Source organism: Streptosporangium sp. NPDC050855, from assembly GCF_044456585.1.
Taxonomy (GTDB): Bacteria; Actinomycetota; Actinomycetes; order Streptosporangiales; family Streptosporangiaceae; genus Streptosporangium; species Streptosporangium longisporum.
Window position 1 is genome coordinate 418,146 of the sequence record NZ_JBITFY010000003.1, and the last position, 20,466, is coordinate 438,611.

14 protein-coding genes are annotated in these 20,466 nt (G+C 72.8%); 8 read left to right on the plus strand and 6 right to left on the minus strand.

Features of this window, described 5'->3' with window-relative positions; translation table 11 throughout:
• Positions 1 to 332: 332 nt before the first annotated feature.
• On the plus strand, positions 333 to 1,250 hold the full coding sequence (locus tag ACIBCT_RS09915) for a hypothetical protein (protein ID WP_399187006.1): 918 nt from the start codon (positions 333 to 335) through the stop codon (positions 1,248 to 1,250).
• 19 nt (positions 1,251 to 1,269) lie between these two features.
• Here ACIBCT_RS09915 and ACIBCT_RS09920 read toward each other — a convergent pair whose 3' ends face one another.
• The gene (locus tag ACIBCT_RS09920; protein WP_399187007.1) at positions 1,270 to 3,888 is read right to left on the minus strand and encodes a GNAT family N-acetyltransferase; all 2,619 of its coding nucleotides are present in this window, start codon (positions 3,886 to 3,888) and stop codon (positions 1,270 to 1,272) included.
• 211 nt (positions 3,889 to 4,099) lie between these two features.
• Between ACIBCT_RS09920 and ACIBCT_RS09925 the strand changes: the two genes are divergently transcribed.
• The gene (locus ACIBCT_RS09925; RefSeq protein WP_399187008.1) at positions 4,100 to 4,993 is read left to right on the plus strand and encodes a carbohydrate kinase family protein; all 894 of its coding nucleotides are present in this window, start codon (positions 4,100 to 4,102) and stop codon (positions 4,991 to 4,993) included.
• Between the two features lie 189 nt (positions 4,994 to 5,182).
• On the plus strand, positions 5,183 to 7,984 hold the full coding sequence (locus ACIBCT_RS09930) for an ABC transporter substrate-binding protein (protein WP_399187009.1): 2,802 nt from the start codon (positions 5,183 to 5,185) through the stop codon (positions 7,982 to 7,984).
• Positions 7,985 to 8,001: 17 nt separating this feature from the next.
• Here the strand turns inward: ACIBCT_RS09930 and ACIBCT_RS09935 are convergent, their stop codons facing one another.
• Positions 8,002 to 10,071 (minus strand): RecQ family ATP-dependent DNA helicase, encoded by a 2,070-nt coding sequence (locus ACIBCT_RS09935; protein ID WP_399187169.1) that lies wholly within the window; start codon positions 10,069 to 10,071, stop codon positions 8,002 to 8,004.
• Between the two features lie 129 nt (positions 10,072 to 10,200).
• Here ACIBCT_RS09935 and ACIBCT_RS09940 point away from each other — a divergent pair, with 129 nt between their 5' ends.
• The gene (locus tag ACIBCT_RS09940; protein WP_399187010.1) at positions 10,201 to 10,809 is read left to right on the plus strand and encodes a GNAT family N-acetyltransferase; all 609 of its coding nucleotides are present in this window, start codon (positions 10,201 to 10,203) and stop codon (positions 10,807 to 10,809) included.
• Positions 10,810 to 11,137: 328 nt separating this feature from the next.
• Complete coding sequence (locus tag ACIBCT_RS09945) at positions 11,138 to 13,654, plus strand: DNA topoisomerase (ATP-hydrolyzing) subunit A (RefSeq protein WP_399187011.1); 2,517 nt, start codon at positions 11,138 to 11,140, stop codon at positions 13,652 to 13,654.
• Between the two features lie 565 nt (positions 13,655 to 14,219).
• Here ACIBCT_RS09945 and ACIBCT_RS09950 read toward each other — a convergent pair.
• Positions 14,220 to 14,597 (minus strand): VOC family protein, encoded by a 378-nt coding sequence (locus ACIBCT_RS09950; RefSeq protein WP_399187012.1) that lies wholly within the window; start codon positions 14,595 to 14,597, stop codon positions 14,220 to 14,222.
• A gap of 400 nt (positions 14,598 to 14,997) precedes the next feature.
• Positions 14,998 to 15,315 (minus strand): hypothetical protein, encoded by a 318-nt coding sequence (locus ACIBCT_RS09955; protein WP_399187013.1) that lies wholly within the window; start codon positions 15,313 to 15,315, stop codon positions 14,998 to 15,000.
• 167 nt (positions 15,316 to 15,482) lie between these two features.
• Here ACIBCT_RS09955 and ACIBCT_RS09960 point away from each other — a divergent pair, with 167 nt between their 5' ends.
• Positions 15,483 to 15,977, plus strand: coding sequence for a beta-class carbonic anhydrase (locus ACIBCT_RS09960; RefSeq protein WP_399187014.1), 495 nt, complete (start codon positions 15,483 to 15,485; stop codon positions 15,975 to 15,977).
• A gap of 290 nt (positions 15,978 to 16,267) precedes the next feature.
• On the opposite strand, the gene ACIBCT_RS09965 is transcribed toward ACIBCT_RS09960, so the two are convergent.
• On the minus strand, positions 16,268 to 18,337 hold the full coding sequence (locus tag ACIBCT_RS09965) for a type IIA DNA topoisomerase subunit B (RefSeq protein WP_399187015.1): 2,070 nt from the start codon (positions 18,335 to 18,337) through the stop codon (positions 16,268 to 16,270).
• Positions 18,338 to 18,577: 240 nt separating this feature from the next.
• On the opposite strand from ACIBCT_RS09965, the gene ACIBCT_RS09970 reads away from it, so the two are divergent.
• On the plus strand, positions 18,578 to 18,808 hold the full coding sequence (locus tag ACIBCT_RS09970; RefSeq protein WP_344896189.1) for a hypothetical protein: 231 nt from the start codon (positions 18,578 to 18,580) through the stop codon (positions 18,806 to 18,808).
• Positions 18,809 to 18,825: 17 nt separating this feature from the next.
• Here the strand turns inward: ACIBCT_RS09970 and ACIBCT_RS09975 are convergent, their stop codons facing one another.
• Positions 18,826 to 19,605 (minus strand): GNAT family N-acetyltransferase, encoded by a 780-nt coding sequence (locus ACIBCT_RS09975; RefSeq protein WP_399187016.1) that lies wholly within the window; start codon positions 19,603 to 19,605, stop codon positions 18,826 to 18,828.
• A 46-nt stretch (positions 19,606 to 19,651) separates the two neighbouring features.
• Here ACIBCT_RS09975 and ACIBCT_RS09980 point away from each other — a divergent pair, with 46 nt between their 5' ends.
• Entirely contained in the window at positions 19,652 to 20,395 is a 744-nt protein-coding gene (locus ACIBCT_RS09980) for a YaaA family protein (RefSeq protein ID WP_399187017.1), read from the plus strand.
• Positions 20,396 to 20,466 lie beyond the last annotated feature (71 nt).

Here is a 20,466-nt window from a genome sequence, read left to right on the forward strand (position 1 = left end):
TCCGGGGCGGCGCTTTCACCGGGAGCGGGTGACCTTCACCGGGTGGTGCAAATCGTGATCCGGTCCGGCCGGCCTCCCCGGGGCCGTGGAGATCCCCGTCCCGACGGGGCCGGTGCCGCCGTGGCCCGTCCCTGCCGTGACTTTTCCATCCGGCCGGTTTGACGTGATCTTTTAACGGTTACCGGGAGCGGTGGCGGCGCCGCGTGCCGTCCCGGGCCCGGCGACGGCCGGCCCGGCGCGTTCGCCCGCTTCATCCGCGGAACGCCTGTCCCCCGTGGGAGGTCCCTCTGGCCGCCCCGAGGTGACGGTGTCCCTGAACCAGAGGACGAGAGATGACCGATGACCGTCCGGGTCCGCGCCACCGCTCCGGGAGCAGGCCCGGGAGCACGCCCGGTACGACACCGCGAGGCGGCCTCACGCGTCCCGTGCGCCTCCCGCGTCCCGGTGGCGCCACGGGTCCCGCCGGGTCCGCGCGTCCTTCCGGGGCGCCGTGGCTCACGGGTGCCCTGCGGCTGGCCGGGCTGGTGCTCGCCGCGACGGGCGTGGCGGGCGTGGCGGGCGTGGCGGGCGTGGTGGGCGTGGTGGGCGTGGCCGGAGCGGTGAGCCCGGCGATGGCGATGGGCACGACGGGAGCGACAGGAGCGACGGGCGTCGTGGCGGGGAGGGCAGGTGCGACGGGCGCGACGGGCGCGACGGGCGCGGCCGGGGTGACGGGCGCCGTGTCCCCCGTCTCCGTGGAGGGCCTGTTCGGGGACCTGGTCCTGACCACCGTCCACGACGGCCCGTTCGAGGCGGGCGGCGCCGGGGTCTTCTCCATCGACGTCACGGCGGGGCGCCTCTCCCCGGGCATCACCCGACCGACCGGGGTCACCTACCACTTCCCGGAGGGCCTGACCCCGGTGCGGGCGCGGGGCACGGGCTGGACGTGCCGCATCACGGACCGGCGCCTGGGCTGCGGCACGACCGGCCGGGCCGGGCCGGGGTTCCAGCTTCCCCGGATCACGGTCGAGGTGGCCGTGGCACCGGACGCCTCGGGCACGCTGACCGCCACCGGCAGGGCCGTCCAGAGCGGGCCGCCCCCGGGGACCGGCCTCACCCCCGCGTCCGGCGCCTTGCCCGGCACCGCGTCCGGCGCCTTGTCCGGCGCCGTGTCCACCGGCGTGTCCGGCACCGCGTCCATCGGCCCGGCCGGCAATGTGTCCGGCACGGTGGCCTGCAGCGTCCAGGTCCTGCCCGCCGGGACGTCGTGACGCGGTCCCGGCGGCCGGGTCAGCCCAGTCTGCGGGGGCCGTCGTCGGGACGCGGGCCCCGGTGGCTGCGGAGCACGGCGCGGGCGCCCAGCACGATCACCTCGCTCTCCCCCACCAGCACCGGGTCCAGGGTCAGCCGCGCCACCTCCGGGAGGTCGTCCGCCAGCCGCCCGAGGCGGATCAGCAGCTCCTCCAGGGCCTCCACCGCGACCGGCGGGTAGCCGTACTCGCCGAGCAGCAGGGGCGCGGCGCGCGGCGACCGCACCAGGGCCGCCGCGTCCTCGCGGGTCAGCGGGGCCAGCCGGTACGCCTCGTCGTGGAGCAGCCGGGCGGTGACCTCGCCGAGCCCGAAGGAGACCACCGCGCCGAAGGCGGGGTCCTCCATCACACCGGCCACGGTCGGTACCGCGGGCTGGGGCGCCATCCGCTGCACCGCGAGCACCGACTCGGGTTCGAGCTGGCGCGTCAGGTCGGCGTAGGCGTCGCGCACCCCGTCGGGACCGGCCAGCCCCAGGCGTACGGTCCCGGCGCGTTTGGCCGCCTCGGGACCGGCGGCCTTCAGCACGACCGGCCAGCCGAGCCTCTCGGCGGCGTCGACGGCCTCCTGCGGCGACCCCACCGTCTGTGACGGCCATACCTCCACCCCGTAGCACGCCAGCAGCTCCGAGGCGTCGATCTCGGCCGGGGCCTCGCCCAGCGCGGCGTGCACGAGTTCCCGGGCCGCGGCGGTGTCGACGCCCTCGGGCTCCTCGAACACCCCCGCCGGCTGCTCCAGCCAGCGCGCGTGCCGCACCGCGTGGGCGAGCGCGCGCACCGCCTCCTCCGGTGCCGCGTACGAGGGGATCGAGCCCCGCTCGGGGACGGTGCCGACCCGCAGCCCCTCGAGCATGCCGATCTTGCCCTCGAACGTGGCCAGCACCGGCTTGCCGGAGCCGCGCGAGACCCGCAGCAGCTCGGCCGCGACCTGCGCGGCGTTGCCGGGGATGGGCGGCATGTAGATCGCGACCACCGCGTCCACCTCGGGAAGCACCGAGGCCAGGGCCTCGCCGAACTCCGCGGCGCAGCCCCGCGCGCCCAGGTTGACCGGGGGCAGCGGTTCCAGGCCCATCCGGACGCAGGCGTCGGCCGCCAGCAGGGCCATCGCGTCGGAGTTGCTGACCAGGCCGACCCTGGGCCCGGTGGGCAGCGGCTGGTAGGCCAGCAGCTGCGCCACGTCGAACTGCTGGATCAGGTCGTCGACCCTGATCACGCCCGCCTGCTCGAACAGGGCGCTGAGCGCGGTGTCGGGCAGGCCGAGGACGGGGGCCGCGTGGCCGGAGGGGACGCCCTGGGTGGTGCCGCCGCTCTTGACGACGACGATCGGCTTGCGGCGCGAGATGCGCCGTGCCAGGCGCGCGAACTTGCGGGGGTTTCCCAGCGACTCCAGGTAGAGCAGGATCACGTCGGTGTTCGGGTCCTCCTCCCAGTACTGCAGCAGGTCGTTGCCGGACACGTCGGCCCGGTTGCCCGCGGAGACGAACGAGGAGATGCCCATGCCCCGCTGCGCCACCCGCTGCAGCAGCGCGGTGCCCAGGGCGCCCGACTGGCTGAAGAAACCGACCCGGCCCCGCCCGGGGACGGTGGCGGCCAGGGTGGCGTTCAGCCGTACGGCCGGATCGGTGTTGGCGATGCCCAGGCAGTTGGGGCCGACGACCCGCAGGCCGTAGGCGCGGGCGATGCGCACCAGCTCGTCCTGCCGTTCCCGTCCCTCCGGGCCGGTCTCGCCGAACCCGGAGGAGACCACGATCAGCCCGCGCACGCCCTTCTCCGCGCACTCCTTGACCACGTCGATGACCCCGTCGGCGGGTACGGCGAGCACGGCGAGGTCCACCTCCCCGTCGATGGCCGTCACGCTCGGGTAGGCGCGCACCCCCGCCACGGCCCGTGCCTCGCGGTGCACGGGGTAGACCGGCCCGGTGAAGTCGGCGCCGAGCAGGTTGCGCAGCACGGTCTGGCCGACGCCGCCCGGTTCGCGCCCGGCTCCCACGACGGCCACCGAGCCCGGCGAGAGCAGCCGCTCGATCGAGCGGGACTCGGCGCGGTGCTCGCGGGAGGCGGTCACCTCCTGGGCGGTCTCGGTCGGGGTGAGGTCGAGGGTCATCCGGACCACGCCGTCGGCGAAGCGGCTCTGCGCGGTGTAGCCGGCCTGCTTGAGCACCCCCATCATCTTCTGGTTGGCGGGCAGCACGTCGGCGACGAAGCGGCCGATCCCGTGTTCCCTGGCGGTCGCGGCCAGGTGCTCCAGGAGCACCGAGGCGACCCCGCGACCCTGATGGGCGTCCTCGACGAGGAAGGCGACCTCGGCCTCGCCGGGTTCGATCCGGTCGTAGCGGATGACCGCCACCATCTCGGTGCCGATCGTGGCGATCAGCGCCACCCGGTCCACGTAGTCGACGTTGGTGAACCAGGTGATCTCCCGGTCCGACAACCGCGGCCGGGGACCGAAGAAGCGGAAGTAGATCGACTCGTCGGACAGCCGGCCGTAGAAGGAACGCAACCGGTCGGCGTCGGCGGGCCGAATCGGGCGTACGTGGGCGGTGCCGCCGTCCGACAGGACGACGTCCGCCTCCCAGTGAGCGGGATACTGAGCAGCCTCCACAGTCCCGAGAGTAGACGTGCATCCCACGCATCGGACCGGCCGGGGGGATTCACGCAACGCTTGTGCATCGACTCTGGTCCGGTGTTCGGTCAAGGCCCCACACGCTGGCCGGAAGCTGTTAGGTTTTTGGCGGCCGGAGGCACGGCCAGCGGTACGGCTCAAGGCACGTATAGAGGCATGTCGGCATCGAAGGCAGCAAGGTGGTGACATCATGACGCGGGTGGTCGTGGTGGGCGATCTCATGACCGACGCGGTCGCCCGGGCTCGCTACCCGCTGGCCAGGGCGAGTGACACACCGGCGATCGTCACCATGCACGGTGGCGGGTCGGGTGCCAACATCGCCTCCTGGCTCGCCGTCGAGGGCACCGAGGTCGCCTTCATCGGACGGCGCGGCGCCGACATCACGGGCCGCAACCGCGACATGGAGCTGATGGGGTACGGCGTCGACGCCCGCCTCGTCATGGATCCCGAGCGTCCCACCGGCACCTGCGTGGTGCTCGTCACCCACAAGGGCGAGCGCACCATGCTCTCCGACCCCGGTGCGAACGCGGCCCTGTCCCCCGAGGACCTGCCCCGCGACCTGTTCTCCCAGGGCGGTCACCTGCACCTGTCGGGCTACACCCTCATCAACGAGGGGTCGCGCGAGGCCGGTCTCGCGGCCCTGGAGCTGGCCCGCCGCGCGGGGATGTCCGTCTCGGTGGACTGCTCCTCGTCGGCGCCGCTGGAGCGCACCGGCGCCGAGCCGTTCCTGGAGTGGACGCAGAACGCCAAGCTGCTGTTCGCCAACGCCGACCAGGCCAAGGTCCTCACCGGCCGCGACGACCCGGCCGCCGCCGCCAAGGTGCTCACCGCGTGGTTCCCGCAGGTGGTCGTCAAGCTCAACGACGAGGGCGCCCTGTGGTTCGGCAACAACCGTCCCGACCCGGTCACGGCTCCGGCCGAGGCCGTCGAGCGCGTGGTCGACGGCACCGGCGCGGGCGACGCCTTCACCGCGGGTTTCCTGCCCGCCTGGCTCGGTGGCAAGCCCCCGGCCGAGGCGCTGGCCGACGGGTGTCACCTGGCCTCCCGGGCCATCTCGCACCTGGGCGCCCGTCCCCGCCTCTGAGCCGGCTGCGTCCGTCCCGTCCGGCCGGGCCGATGCGGTCGTCGGGTCCCCAGGGCGTGGACACCCCGTCCCGCGGTACGGGGGGCATGAGGCGTTCGGGCGTCGCGAGGATCGCCAAGCCCTCCCTGTGAGCGGATCGATTCAATATCGTGGTCGGGTCACGTTCATCGCGACCCCTGGAGTGACGGCATGCCGGAGCCGCTCCCCCTGCGGCAGGGTGACCCCGAGCGGATCGGCGAGCATCGGCTGGTCGGCTTCCTCGGGGAGGGCGGCCAGGGCGTCGTCTACCTCGCGCTGACGCCCTCGGGAGAGCGCGTCGCCCTCAAGGTGCTGCACGCCAAGCTCGCCGACGACCCCGCGGCCCAGCGGCGTTTCCGGCGGGAGGCCGAGGCCACCCGCAGGGTCGCCCAGTTCTGCACCGCCCGCGTGCTGGAGGTCGACACCGTCGGCGCCCGGCCGTACATCCTCAGCGAGTACGTGGACGGCGAGTCGCTGCATCAGGCGGTGCTGCGGGACGGCCCGCGCGCGGAGCACGCGCTGCTCAGGCTGGCCGTCGCCACCGCCACCGCGCTGGTCGCGATCCACCGTGCCGGGATCGTGCACCGCGACCTCAAGCCGAGCAACGTCCTGCTGGGGCCCGACGGCCCGCGCGTCATCGACTTCGGCATAGCCAGGGCGCTGGACGCCGGGCAGAGCGTGACCAGCGGCGTGATCGGCACACCGGCCTACATGGCCCCCGAGCACTTCCACGGCCAGGACGTGGGCATGGCGGGCGACGTGTTCGCCTGGGCCGGGACCATGGTGTTCGCGGCGACCGGACGGTCACCGTTCGGTTCGGGCGACCTGCCGGTGGTGATGCACGCGATCCTGTCCGGCACCCCTGATCTGTCCGGGGTGCCGGAGTCGCTGCGCCCGTTGCTGCACGCCGCCTTCGCCAAGGACCCCCGGGAGCGTCCGACCTCCGGCGAGGTGCTGGACGCGCTGCTGAACCCGGGCGGCGCCTCCGTGCCCGGCCCGGCGTCCCGGCCCGAGGTCCGTGACGCCCCGCCGCCTTCGTCACCGTCGTCCCCCGTGCCGTCGTCCTCCGTGCCGCCGTCCCCGGTGCCCCCGTCACCGTCCCCGTCGTCACCGTTCCTGCCGTCACCGTCACCGTCACCGTCCCCGTCGTTACCGTCGTCGCCGGCGCCGTCCTGGGGGTTCAGGACCTCTCCCCTCGGCGGGCTGAGACGCCACCGTCGCGTCCTGACCGCGGGCGCGGCGGTCGTGACGGCGTGCGCGCTGGTCGTCGCGCTCTGGCCGAGGACCACCGGCGGCTCCGGCTCCGGGCCGCCCTCGGGACAGGCCGTCGCGGGGGCCGCGCGGACCGGGCCCGACGCGGCCCTGACGTCCATCGCCGCCCCCTCGGCGAAACGGGGCGGGACGATCCGGATGGCGGCCTCGTTCACCCCCGACTCCCTGGACCCGGGCAACAGCTACTACGTCTCGCTGTGGAACGTCATGCGGCTCTACGGACGGTCGCTGACGATGTACCGGCCCGCTCCCGGCCGTGCGGGCCGGGAGCCGGTGGGCGACCTGGCCGAGGGGCCGGGCGTCCCCGCCGACGACTCCCGCACGTGGACCTACCGGCTCCGCGAGGGCCTCAGGTACGAGGACGGGACGCCGATCGTCTCGGCGGACGTCAAGCACGCGGTGCTCCGCACCCTGGACAGGGACGTCCTCGACGAGGGGCCGCACCACTTCAGGTCCCTGCTCGACCTGCCGGAGGGCTACCGCGGCCCCTACCGGTCGCCCGGCGCCGACACCTCATCCGCGATCGAGACACCCGACGACAGGACGATCGTCTTCCACCTGCTCAGGCCGTACCCCACCTTCGACCACGTCGTCCAGAGCCCGCAGACCATGCCGGTCCCGCCCTCCAAGGACACCCGCCAGAAGTACGGGAGCCGGGTGCTCTCCTCGGGCCCGTACCGGTTCGGCACCCTTCGCGAGGGCAGGCGGCTCGTCCTGGTCCGCAACCCGCGCTGGTCGGCCGCGACCGATCCGCACCGCCGGGCGCTCCCCGACCGCTACGAGATCGACTTCGGCCTGGACCAGGACACCATCGACAGCAGGCTCGTCTCCGAGGACGTGGACCTGGACCTCGCCGCCAGGGCCGATGTGGGGCTGGCCGACCGGATCGCCGCACGGCCCGACCTGCGGGCACGCTCCGACGTGGCCACGGTGAACCAGCTGCGGTTCATCGCGCTCAACCCCGAGGTGCCCCCCTTCGACAACGTGTCGTGCCGCAGGGCGGTGTTCGCGGCGGCCGACCGGGTGTCGCTGCGCGACGCCTTCGGCACCGGGCTGCGCTCCGGCAGGATCGCCACCGGCCTGCTCGCCCCCGGCGTCTCCGGGTACCGGCCGCTGAACCTCTACCAGACCGGTGGCGGCGACCTGGAGAGCGCCCGGGGGCACCTGGCCGCGTGCGGCAGGCCCGGAGGCTTCACGGCCAGGATCGGCTACCGGACGGACCGGCTGGGTGAGCCCGAGGCCGCCGACCGGCTCAGGCGGTCGCTGGAGCGGGTCGGCATCCGGCTGGCCCTGCGGGGGTTCCCAGAGGAGGACTACCTCGACGACCACGGCGGCAACCCGGCCGAGCTGAGAAGGGAGGCGATCGGCCTGGTGATGATGCGCTGGAACCCCGACTGGCCCGAGGGACGCGACTACCTGTCGTACATCGTGGACAGCCGCGAGATCGAAGACGGGGGGTCGTTCAACGTGAGCGTGCGGCTGCCCGAGGTGGACCGCCTGCTGGACCGCGCCTACGTCGAGACCGACGCCGCCCGCCGCGAGGACCTGTGGTCCCAGGTCGACCGGGCCGTGATGGAACAGGCCGTCATCCTGCCCGTCCAGTGGGAGACGCACGTCCTGCTGCGCAGCGGCCGCCTGACCAACGTGCACGTCAGCGACATCTTCCAGGACTACGACTACCTGAACATGGGCGTCTCCTAGCCCTCGGGGGCGGGGCGTTAGCTGGTGACCGCCAGGGCCAGGGGCAGCACGGCCGGGGCCCCGGCGTGGCGGAGCATCGCGGCGCCCAGGGTCATCGTCCAGCCGGTGTCGACCAGGTCGTCGACGAGCAGGACGGGGCCGCCCGCCGAGGCGACGGCCGCGCCCAGCGCCGCGGGCATCGCCAGGGTGCCCCGGACGGCCTGGACGCGCTGGGCGCTGTTGAACTGCCGTCCGGGCGGGCCCGACCGGTAGCCGAGGTCTCCCAGGTAGGTCAGCCGTCCCACCTGCGCCACCCGCTCGGCCAGGCTCCGCACGAGCAGCGGACGGCTCGACGAGGGCACCGCGACCACGCCGACCGGGCGCGACTCCCACTGCCAGGAGGAGAGCACCGTGACCACGGCCGCGAAGACGTCGTCGGGGACCGGCCCGTCCGGGGCTCCCTCGGCGAGCAGGGCGCGCAGCCGGTTGCCCCAGCCGATGTCGGTGAGCCTGCCCAGCGCCCGGCCGGGTTCGGCGCCCAGCTCCGGCTTGATCCTGCCCTTGAGGTCGGTCAGGCCGGTCGGCCACTGCCTGCGGGCCTCGACCTCCACCCCGGGCCGCTGCAGCCGGTCGGCGGCGGCCCGTACGGCCTGCTCGTCGACCTCGGCGCTGCGGTGCGCGCCGGTGCAGTTGTCGCAGCGCCCGCACGGGGAGGCGGTGTCGTCGTCCAGGCGGCGGCGCAGGAACTCCTCGCGGCAGCCGGTGGTCTCGATGTACTCCAGCATGGCCCGCTGCTCGGCCTCGCGCTCGGCCGCGACCCGGGCGTAACGCGGGGCGTCGTACCCCCAGGGTTCGCCGGTCGACTCCCAGCCGCCCTTGACCCGGCGGACCGCGCCGTCGACGTCGAGGACCTTCAGCATGGTCTCCAGGCGGCTCCGGCTGAGGTCCACCCGGTTCTCCAGGGCCGCGGTGGACATCACGCCGCCCTCCTCCAGCGCGGCCAGCACGGACCGGACGACCGGCTCGGGCGGGAAGGCCAGCGAGGCGAAGTAGGCCCAGATGTCGCGGTCCTCCGCGCCGGGCAGCAGGATCACCTCGGCCCGCTCGACCCCGCGCCCGGCGCGCCCGACCTGCTGGTAGTAGGCGACCGGGGACTGGGGGGCGCCGACGTGGACGACGAAGCCGAGGTCGGGCTTGTCGTAGCCCATGCCCAGGGCGGAGGTGGCGACCAGGGCCTTGATCTTGTTGTCGAGCAGCGCCTGCTCGGCGGCGAGCCGCTCGGCCTGCTCGGTCTGCCCGGAGTAGGCGATCACCTCGTGGCCCTGCTCGCGCAGGTAGGCGGCGATCTCCTGGGCGGCGGCCACGGTGAGCGTGTAGACGATGCCGGAGCCGGGCAGCTCGTGCAGGGTGTGGGCCAGCCAGGCCAGGCGCTGCTCGGCGCCGCGCAGGCGCACGACCCCCAGGTGCAGGCTGTCGCGCTCCAGCGCACCGCGCAGCACGAGCGTCTCCTCGCCCATCTGCTCGGCGACGTCGCGGGTCACCCTGGCGTTGGCGGTGGCGGTGGTCGCCAGGATCGGCACGCCCTCGGTGAGCTCCTCGAACAGGGTGCGCAGCCGCCGGTAGTCGGGGCGGAAGTCGTGACCCCAGTCGGAGATGCAGTGCGCCTCGTCGACCACGATCAGGCCCGCGCTCTCGGCCAGCTCGGGCAGCACGTGGTCGCGGAAGTCGGGGTTGTTGAGCCGCTCGGGACTGACCAGCAGCACGTCCACCTCGCCCTCGGCGACCTGGGTGTAGACCTGCTCCCACTCCTCGGGGTTGGCCGAGTTGACCGTGACCGCGTTGATCCCGGCGCGTTCGGCCGCGGCGATCTGGTTGCGCATCAGGGCCAGCAGCGGTGACACGATCACGGTCGGTCCCTCGCCCAGCTCGCGCAGGAGCGCGGTCGCGATGAAGTAGACCGCCGACTTGCCCCAGCCGGTGCGCTGCACCACGAGGACCCGCCGACGATCCATGACCAGGGCCTTGATGGCCGCCCACTGGTCCTCGCGCAGCCGGGCGTGCTCCCCGGCGAGCGCCCGCAGCCGCTCCTCGGCCTCTTCGCGCAGCATCAGCTCTTCGCTCACCCGGTCATTGGTACCAGGTCCGACCGACTGTTTTCTCCCGGCTCCGGCGCGGCGGGGAAGGCGGGGAGGGCACGGGACCCGGCCGGTTCCCCGTCATGGTTTGATGCATCCACCATGGACGTCACCACCCGCTACCTCGAGCAGACCTCGCCGTCGGACCTGCGGCCCGCGAGACCGCCGTCGATCGAGGTCGACGTCGTACGCGCCGAGTCGCCCTCCCCCGAGTTCGGCCGGTTCCTCTACACGGCGGTCGGCGGGGACTGGCACTGGACCGAGCGGCTGCCCTGGACCTGGGCGGAGTGGGCGCGCTGGCTGGAGGGCGTGGAGATCTGGGTGGCCCACCACCGCGGCTCCCCCGCGGGCTACGTCGAACTCGCCGCGCAGGACGACGCCACCGTCGAGATCACCTGCTTCGGGCTGCTGCCCTGGGCGATCGGCAAGGGTCTCGGCGGGCACCTGCTGGCGGCCGGCACGGCCCGCGCCTGGGACCTGGCCGACCGGTGGCCGGGGCGGGAGCCGACCCGCAGGGTGTGGCTGCACACCTGCTCGCTCGACGGCCCCGCGGCGCTCGCCAACTACCTCGCCCGCGGTTTCAGGCTCTACGACACGCGGGTGAACGTGCCCGGGGACGAGTACGAGGGCGCCCCGCCGCCCGGTCCCTGGCCCGGGGCGGGGCCCCGCTCCGGCGTCCCCGGCGCCTCTTGTGCTCCGGGCGGTCCCTGAGGTGCGCGGGAGCGGGCGGAACGACGACGGTCCGCGGCCCCGGGGCCCGCGCCCGTACCCATGATCACGGTGATCCCCGAGCGTCCCCGGGCCGCGCGGGAGGGCGACGGGCCGCGCCACGGGCCGGACGGGGCCCGGAAGTGTCGGACGGCGTGGGTATGGTATCGAGTCTCGGTACGATGTCCGGTCGCCCCCGTCGCCGGTCCTCCGCCGGACACTCCGGCCCGGTGTTCCCCGGGACCCGGCGCCAACGCTTCGCCCACGATGACAGAAGGAGGATGCGCCTCCCCCTCGGCCTGACCGCCGGGGCGCACGCGCAGGAAAACAGATGGCTCGACGGACGACCACACCCCCGACCGACGAGGGCTTCGAGGAGCGGATCGTCGACATCGACGTTTCCACCGAGATGCGCACCAGCTTCCTCGAATACGCATATTCGGTCATCTACCAGCGTGCGCTGCCCGATGCCAGGGACGGCCTCAAGCCGGTCCAGCGGCGCATCCTCTACTCGATGAGCGAGATGGGCCTGCGGCCCGACCGGGGTCACGTGAAGTCCTCCCGCGTCGTCGGCGACGTGATGGGCAAGCTCCACCCGCACGGCGACACCGCCATCTACGACGCGCTGGTCCGGATGGCCCAGCCCTTCTCGATGCGCCTGCCGCTCATCGACGGCCACGGCAACTTCGGCTCCCCGGACGACCTGCCCGCCGCGATGCGCTACACCGAGGCCCGGCTGGCCTCGGCGGCCATGGCCATGGTGCAGTCGATCGACGAGGACACCGTCGACTTCAAGCCCAACTACGACGGCCAGGAGACCGAGCCCACGGTCATGCCCTCGGCCTTCCCCAACCTGCTGGTCAACGGGGCGACCGGCATCGCGGTCGGGATGGCCACCAACATGGCGCCGCACAACCTCGTCGAGGTGATCGCCGCCGCCCGGCACCTGATCAAGAAGCCGGAGGCGACGCTCGACGACCTGATGCGCTTCGTACCAGGCCCCGACCTGCCCACCGGCGGCACGATCATCGGCCTGGACGGCGTCCGGGACGCGTACGCCAAGGGCCGGGGCACGTTCCGGATGCGCGCCAAGTGCTCCGTCGAGCAGGTCAGCGCCCGGCGCAAGGGCATCGTCGTCACCGAGCTGCCCTTCAACGTCGGCCCCGAGCGGGTGGTCACCAAGATCCGGGAGCTGGTCACCGCCAAGAAGCTCCAGGGCATCTCCGACCTCAAGGACCTCAGCGACCGCCACAAGGGCCTGAGCCTGGTCATCGAGATCAAGAACGGCTTCATCCCCGAGGCCGTGCTGGAGGAGCTCTACCGGCTCACGCCGATGGAGGAGACCTTCGGCATCAACAACGTCGCGCTGGTGGACGGCCAGCCGCGCACGCTGGGCCTGCGCGAGCTGCTGCAGGTCTACGTCGACCACCGCATCGACGTGGTCCGCCGCCGCTCGCTGTACCGCAGGCGCCGGCGCGAGGAGCGCCTGCACCTCGTCGAGGGCCTCATCGTGGCCCTGCTCAACATCGACGAGGTCATCCAGGTCATCCGCTCCTCCGACGACTCCGCCCAGGCCCGCGAGCGCCTGCGGGAGGTCTTCGACCTCTCCGAGATCCAGGCCAACTACATCCTGGACACCCCGCTGCGCCGGCTGACCCGCTACGACAAGCTGGAGCTGGACCGGGAGAGCGAGACGCTGCGCGACGAGATCGCCGAGCTGACCGCGATCCTGTCCTCCGACGACAGGCTGCGCAAGGTGGTCTCCGACGAGCTGGCCCAGGTCTCCAAGACCTACGGCACCCCCCGCCGCACGGTGCTGCTGGAGGCGTCGGGGATGGCCAGGAACGTCTCGGCCCCGCTGGAGGTGGCCGACGACCCGTGCCTGGTGCTGTTCTCCTCCACCGGCCTGCTGGCCCGCACGCACGACGCCTCCCCGCTGGCGGCCGACGGCGACCGCTCGGCCCACGACGTGCTGCTCTCCGTCGTGCGGAGCACGGTCAGGGGCGAGGTGGGCGTGGTCACCAACCAGGGGCGGATGATCCGGGTCCAGGTGGTCGACCTGCCCACCCTGCCCCGCTCGGACAACCCGCCCTCGCTGTCGGGCGGTCACCCGGTCGCGGAGTACGTCACCTTCAACCCCGGTGAGACGGTCGTCGGTCTCGGCTCGCTCGACCCCGACGGGCCCGGCCTGGCGCTGGGCACGGCTCAGGGCGTGGTGAAGAGGGTCGTGCCCGACTATCCGGCCAACCGCGACGACTTCGAGGTCATCGGCCTCAAGGAGGGCGACAGCGTCGTCGGGGCGGTGGAGCTGACCAGCGAGGAGGACGACCTGGTCTTCATCACCTCCGACGCCCAGCTGCTGCGTTATCCCGCCTCGGTCGTCCGGCCGCAGGGCCGTCCGGCGGGCGGCATGGCCGGGGTCCGGCTGGACGGCGGCGCCACGGTGATCTGGTTCGGAGCGGTCGACCCCACCCGCGAGTCACGGGTGGTGACGATCGCCGGTTCGTCGACCGCGCTGCCCGGCACCCAGGTCGGCGGCGCCAAGATCTCCGACTTCGCCGAGTACCCGGCCAAGGGCCGGGGCACCGGCGGCGTCCGCGTCCAGCGCTTCCTCAAGGGCGAGGACGTGCTGCTGCTCGCCTGGGCGGGCCCGGCCCCGGTCCGCGCCGCGTCGGCCGTGGGCAAGCCCGTGCCGCTTCCCGAGGAGCTCGGCCGCCGCGACGGTTCCGGGCTCCGGCTCACCCATACCGTCTCGGCCGTGGGCGGTGCCCTGGGCGCCGGCGGGCCCCGGGCGTCCCGGGAGTCCGGCGGGAGGCACTCCGTCCCGCCCGCTCCGCCCGGGGAGTGACCCGACCGGCAGGTCCGGACCGACCTGGTCCGGCGCCGCCCGCTCCGGGCGGGGTGTGACCCGGTTCACGGGTACGGGCCGATCCGGCCCGGCGCCCCGCCCACTCCGGCCGGGGAGTGATCCTCCGGCCCTGTGGGAGACCTCGCCGAAGGCGACCTCCCGGCTCTTGCCGGGAGGTCACCTCCCGGTCCTGGCGGAGGGCGGGCCTTCCGGCCCTGCCGAAGCGGACCTCCCCACCTGTTCGAGCCAGACCTGCTCGGCCGGGCCACCGAGGACCTTTCCCGGTACGTGCCGGTTCCAGGACGTCCCGGGGACAGACCTCGGTGCCTCCGAAGGACGGGCCTTCCGGCCTGTTCGAGCCAGACCTGCTCGGCCGGGTCACCGAGGAACGAGCCTTCCGGTCCCGCCGAAGGACGAGCCTTCCGGGTCACGTCGGAAGGCCCCTTCGATCCGTGCCCGTTCAGGACCCGCCGCCCGGTGCGGGTCTCGAGCGGAAATCGGCGCCGGAAAGGCCCCGGGGGCGGCACAGGACCGCCCTGGGAGGCCCTGAGATCCCCCAGGACGGTCAGTCCACGCAGAAGCAGAACGGATGCCCGGCGGGGTCGAGAAAGACCCGGAAATCCCCCTCCCCGCCCTCCTCCTCGGCCGGCTGGTGCGAGTGCTTGACCGCTCCCAGCTCCAGGGCGACCTTCTCGGCCTCGTCGAGGTCCTCGACGGTCAGGTCAAGGTGGAACTGCTGCGGCCTCTCGTTGCCCGGCCAGTCGGGCGGCCGGTGGTCGGGGGCGAGCTGGAAGCAGAGCCGTCCGGGGCCGTCGCCGGTGGCCACCACCCAGTCGTCCCTGCTGCTGTCGACCTTCCAGCCCAGCAGGGCGACGTAGAAGTCGGCCAGCCGCTTGGGGTCCGGGCAGTCCAGAACGATCGACCTGAATTGCGCGATGCTCACTCTTCCTCCTGATCTCGGCATCGACGGGGTGTCCGATGGTGCCACCGGAGGACCCCGGCCGATGTTCGCCCCCGGCTCCGGCGGACCCCGGCCGGCCCCGACAGGCACCGGGCGCTCCGGCACGTCAGGGCCGTGACCTCGATCCGTGTTTCCCCGGCGCGCCGCCTCAAACCCGGTGTCGCACCCCCATGAGCGGTGCCGTGCCTCCGTGACCGACGCCGTGTCTCCGTGACCGGTGCCACACCCTCGTAACCGGCACCGCGTCCCCGTGAAACCGGCACCGCACCCTCATGACCGGCACCGCACCCTCATGACCGGCATCGCACCTCGTGACCGGTGGCGCGTCCCCGTGACCGGTGCGGGCCCAGGGGGCGACGTCGGCCCGGGCACGGCGCCGGCCTCAGGTCAGCGCGCCCTGGAGCGCGAACCGGATCGCCATCAGCAGCTGCCATGGCTCCCCCGACTCCCAGAAGCGGACGACCTTGGCGACCCGGTCCGTCGGGCTGAAGTCACCGTCCCCATCGGGGCCGAAGCACCCCGCCTCCGCCAGAAGCCGTACGAACGGATCGTCCTCCTGCAGGGAACGGGTGTAGACGGCCGCGTCGAGCAGGGCCAGCGCCGAGCGTGCGTTGCGCCCCCCGTCCCTGGCCTCGACCCGGTCCAGCTTGCGCCTGCCCTGGTCACGGAGATAGTCGGCCAGCGATTCGGTCCTGCTCATTGCCTCTCCACACCTGTCGGACGTCGGGTGACGACATCATCACCGAAAGCGACGGAGCATGGCAGGATCTTGGTCAAGTCCTCACTCGATACAGGCCCGGAAACAATCCTGAAACGGGCATGAAGCATCATTGATCTACTGACTTCCACCGACCGAGGGATGCGTACGTGAGTGCCTTCGACGACCTGCTGGCCGCCAACGAGGATTTCTCCGCCACGTTCACCGACTCCGAGCTGACCGGCAGGGCCGCGCGCGGCCTTGCCGTGGTCACCTGCATGGACTCTCGGATCGACCCGCTGGGCGTGTTCGGCCTCAAGCGCGGCGACGCCAAGATCCTCCGTAACGCCGGGGCCCGGGTGACCGACGACGTCCTGCGCACGCTCGTCCTGGCCGTCAACCTGCTCGCAGTGGAGCGGGTGCTGGTCATGCCGCACACCGACTGCGGCATGACCAAGGTCACCGACGAGGAGGTGCACGCGATCGCCGCCCGGCGCGGGGTCGACACCCGCAGCCTGGACTTCCACACCGTCCCCGACCAGGACGCCGCGCTGCGTCACGACCTGACCCGGATCAGGACCAGCCCGTTCCTCCCGCCGGGCATGCCGGTGGGCGGCGCGGTCTACGACGTGCGCACCGGGAAGCTGCTTCCGGTCGACATCTGAGCCTCAGGGCCCGGTGTCTCGTCCCGGACCCCGGGACGAGACACCGGGCCCTGGGACAAGGCACCGAACCACGGGACAAGGCACCGGCCCCTGGCACGAGGCGCCGGGCCCTCACTGCAACGCCCCCGTGCGTGACATGAGCCGGCGCCACGCCACGCCATGGCACGGCACGGCACGGCGGTCCGGGCCGTGCGCCGTCCGATCGAGGACGTCGCGGCCCGCACCGTCGCGAGCGGTGCCACGGCCGTACGGGCCGGGTAACGGATCACCGCGCCCGGGGGCGCCGGGAACTAGGCGTCGATGTGGTCGCGGTCGACCTCGGCGGCACTGCTCACGATGAACTCCCGGCGCGGGGCCACGTCGCTGCCCATGAGGAGCGCGAAGATGCGCTCGGCCTCCTCGATGTCCTCGATGCGCACCCGGCGCAGCGTGCGGTGACGCGGCTCCATGGTCGTCTCGGCCAGCTGGTCGGCGTCCATCTCGCCCAGGCCCTTGTACCGCTGGACCGGGTCCTTCCAGCGCTTGCCCCGCTTCTCCAGGCCGCGCAGCACCCGGTGCAGTTCGGCGTCGGAGTAGCAGTAGACGTACTTGTCCCCGCGGCCGGGGTTGGTGACCTCGATCCGGTGCAGCGGCGGCACGGCCGCGAAGACCCGTCCGGCCTCGACCATCGGCCTCATGTAGCGGTGGAACAGGGTCAGCAGCAGGCAGCGGATGTGCGCGCCGTCGACGTCGGCGTCGGCCATCAGGATGACCTTGCCGTACCGGGCGGCCTCGATGTCGAAGGAGCGGCCGGATCCCGCGCCGATGACCTGGATGATCGCGGCGCACTCGGCGTTCTTGAGCATGTCCGCGACGGAGGCCTTCTGCACGTTCAGGATCTTGCCCCGGATCGGCAGCAGCGCCTGGAACTCCGAGTCACGGGCCGCCCGGGCGGTGCCCAGGGCCGAGTCGCCCTCCACGATGAACAGCTCGCTGCGGTCCACCTCGTCGCTGCGGCAGTCGACCAGCTTGGCCGGGAGCGCCGAGTTCTCCAGGGCGGTCTTGCGGCGCTGGTTGTCACGGTGCTCGCGGGCGGCGATGCGGGCCTTGGCCGCCGCGACGATCTTCTCCAGGACCGCGCGGAGCTGCGGCTTGGCGGTGCGCGAGGGGTTGGTGAGCAGTTCCTTGAGCTCGCGCGAGACGACGTGGGCCACGATCCGGGAGGCCGCCGAGGTGCCCAGGACCTCCTTGGTCTGGCCCTCGAACTGCGGCTCGGGCACCCGGACGGTCACCACCGCGGTGAGCCCCTCCATGATGTCCTCCCGGGTGACCGGGGCGTCGCCGTTCTTGAGCAGCCGGGTCTCACGCAGCTGCTCGTTCAGGGTACGGACGAGCGCGCGCTCGAAACCGTTGACGTGGGTGCCGCCCTTGGGGGTGGCGATCACGTTGACGAAGGAGCGGACGGTGCTGTCGTAGCCCTTGCCCCAGCGCACCGCCACGTCCACGGTCAGCTCGCGCTGGACCTCGGTCGGGGTCATGTGCCCCAGGTCGTCGAGGACCGGGACGGTCTCGTGGAAGTGACCGGTCCCCTGCAGGCGGAGCACGTCGCAGACGGCCTCGTCGCGGGCGAGGAACTCGGTGAACTCCGAGATCCCGCCGTCGAAGCGGAACTCCTCCTCGACGGGCTCCTCACCGCGGCTGTCGCGCACGGACAGGGTCAGGCCCGGCACCAGGAAGGCGGTCTGGCGGAGGCGGACGTGGATCTCGTCGAGGGAGACCTCGGCCTCGGGGAGGAAGATCTGGTGGTCCACCCAGAAGCGCACCCGGGTCCCGGTGACGTTCCTGGCGGCGGGCCCGCCGTCACGGAGCCCGGACTTCTTCTTGAACTTGGCCTTGGGCCCGTCGCCGTCGAAGACGCCGGGAACGCCCCTGCGGAAGCTGATCTCGTGGATCCTGCCGCCCCGGTCGACCTCGACGTCCAGCCGCGAGGACAGGGCGTTGACGACGGAGGCGCCGACACCGTGCAGCCCGCCCGAGGCGCCGTAGGAGCCGCCGCCGAACTTCCCGCCCGCGTGCAGTTTCGTGTAGACGAGCTCGACGCCCGCCAGGCCGCTCTTGGGCTCGACGTCCACGGGGATGCCACGGCCGTTGTCACGGACCTCGATGGAGCCGTCGGCGTGCAGCTCGACCTCGATGCGGGTGCAGTGACCCGCCAGGGCCTCGTCGACCCCGTTGTCCACGATCTCCCAGAGACAGTGCATGAGGCCGCGGCTGTCGGTGGAGCCGATGTACATGCCCGGACGCTTGCGGACGGCTTCCAGACCCTCCAGCACCGACAGGTGACGGGCCGTATAACCCGTCTCCGCGCTAACTGCGGTCACGCCCCACTCCCCGTCTGTCGAACACGTGTGCGCAGCTTACCGTTCTTCGCGCCGGAGCGGGTACAGGTCCGCCTCCCGGAGGGCGCCGTCGTCACATCCGGCGTGATCATCGTCACTGTCGGTCACTTTCTGCTCTGGGCGTAGCAGGGGGTCGGTTGGGAACGTTCGTATCGGGTTAGATGTTCTCTCAAGTGACTGCGCCAGATCCTCCACCTCAGGGGATGACCTGAAAGGCGATACGTGACTGGAACCCTCGCCCCCGCCAAGCAGCTGACCGCTGCGGACCGCTGTGACCGGTGTGGCGCCCAGGCTTACATCCGCGCAACCCTGCCCGTAGGGGGGGAGCTGCTGTTCTGCGCCCACCACGGGCGTCAGCACGTGGCGGTGCTGAGAGACAAGGGCGCCAGCATCCAGGATGAGTCCGCGCGTCTCAGCGACACTCCGGCACCGGCAGGCAACGACGAACGATAATCCAACGGATGGGGTCATCATCGGACCCGGTAGTGATACCGGCCCGTCACCGTGAAGCCATGACGCTCGTACAGCGCCCTGGCAGCGGTGTTGGACTCCACCACGACTAAATATGCCCGCTGTGTGCCCTGCCCTCGCCGCCCTCGCGCGTGCGAGAGCAGGGCACGCAACACTCTCGTCCCATGTCCGCGGCGCCGCTCGTCCGGCAGCACGGCCATGGCGTAGATCCCGAACCACCCGCCCTGCCCGACGCCCCGCCCCACGGCCCCCGGGCCCAGCGAGGCGTACGTGGCGGGCACCCCGGTGAGGATGCGCGCGGCCGTCTCCAGGCCGTCGGCGCCGATCCTGCCGTCCACGCTCCACCAGGTGTCCAGCCAGGCCCGTGAGGGCTCCCCGGTGAGCTCGACCCCGTCCGCGGACGGGCCGGTCTTCTCCGCGGCCGCCCCGGCCCCCTCGGACACCCCGTTCCCGCCGGGCACGCCCGCCTCCTCCGACAGGTCGGCCGTCATGATCAGAGTCGGGTCCACCACCCGGTAGCCGCGTGCCCCGAGCAATGCGTCCAGGCCCGGTGTGGCACCGCCCCCGATCGAGAAGACGCTCGGCAGGCCGCGGTCGGCGTAGAACCCCTCGGCCCGCTCCACGGCGGCCTGGAGATCGTCCTGCTCACCGAGCGGCAGCACGGAGTTCGCCCGCTTGGTCACCCCGCCCGAGGCGCGCAGCACCCAGCCGTCCGCGTCCACCCGGTGGATCGCCGGCCAGGCCTGGTCGACCAGCCGGTCGAAGCCCACATCGATCATGATGAAGGATCCTAACTCCCCGGTCGCCGCACTATGCTCGGCAACCGTGCTGATTCTGCTGCCTCCGTCCGAGGGAAAGGCCTCGCACGGCGACGGCCCGGCCCTCGAGTTGTCCCGGCTGAGCTTCCCCGCTCTCACCCCGGCCAGGGAGGACGTCCTGGAGGCGCTCGGCGCCCTGTGCGAAAGGGACTCGGCCGCTGAGGTGCTCGGGCTGTCTCCGGGGACGGCCGCCGAGATCGGCAGGAACCTGCTTCTGCGGACCGCGCCCACGCTGGCCGCGGCCGACCTTTACACCGGGGTGCTCTACGACAACCTCGGCCTGGCCTCGCTCTCCCCCGAGGCGGCGGGCCGGGCGTCGGAGAGCCTGCTGATCTTCTCCGGCCTGTGGGGGGTGCTGCGGATCGGTGACCGCGTCCCGCCGTACCGGCTCTCCATGGGGGTGCGGCTTCCCCCGCTCGGCGGGCTGGGCGCCTTCTGGCGCCCGCGGATCACCCCGCTGCTCGACGCCGAGCCCGGCCTGGTGGTGGATCTGCGGTCCAGCACCTACGTGACGGCCTGGCGGCCCGGTGCCAGGGCGGTGGCGGTACGGGTGCTCCGGCAGGGCAAGGTGGTCAGCCACATGGCCAAGGCCACCAGGGGCGTGATCGCCCGCTCGCTGCTGGAGGGGGACGTCGACCCGCAGAGCCCGCAGGAACTCGCGAAGGTGCTGGACCATCTGGGGCACTCCGTCGCCCTGGGCGCGGCGCCCGCGGGCGGACGGTCGTCGTGGACGCTCGACGTCATGGTGTGACGGTCGTCATGGTGTGATCGTCCCGCCCCGGCCCCCGCCCCCGGTGGACCCGATCCCTCGACACCGGACGA

Excerpts from the sequence above, each read along its gene's own strand:
- ACIBCT_RS09915 (WP_399187006.1), top strand. The coding sequence starts at position 333 with ATGACCGATGACCGTCCGGGTCCGCGCCACCGCTCCGGGAGCAGGCCC.
- ACIBCT_RS09925 (WP_399187008.1), top strand. The coding sequence starts at position 4,100 with ATGACGCGGGTGGTCGTGGTGGGCGATCTCATGACCGACGCGGTCGCC.
- ACIBCT_RS09930 (WP_399187009.1), top strand. The coding sequence starts at position 5,183 with ATGCCGGAGCCGCTCCCCCTGCGGCAGGGTGACCCCGAGCGGATCGGC.
- ACIBCT_RS09935 (WP_399187169.1), bottom strand. The coding sequence starts at position 10,071 with ATGCTGCGCGAAGAGGCCGAGGAGCGGCTGCGGGCGCTCGCCGGGGAG.
- ACIBCT_RS09940 (WP_399187010.1), top strand. The coding sequence starts at position 10,201 with ATGGACGTCACCACCCGCTACCTCGAGCAGACCTCGCCGTCGGACCTG.
- ACIBCT_RS09945 (WP_399187011.1), top strand. The coding sequence starts at position 11,138 with ATGGCTCGACGGACGACCACACCCCCGACCGACGAGGGCTTCGAGGAG.
- ACIBCT_RS09955 (WP_399187013.1), bottom strand. The coding sequence starts at position 15,315 with ATGAGCAGGACCGAATCGCTGGCCGACTATCTCCGTGACCAGGGCAGG.
- ACIBCT_RS09975 (WP_399187016.1), bottom strand. The coding sequence starts at position 19,605 with ATGATCGATGTGGGCTTCGACCGGCTGGTCGACCAGGCCTGGCCGGCG.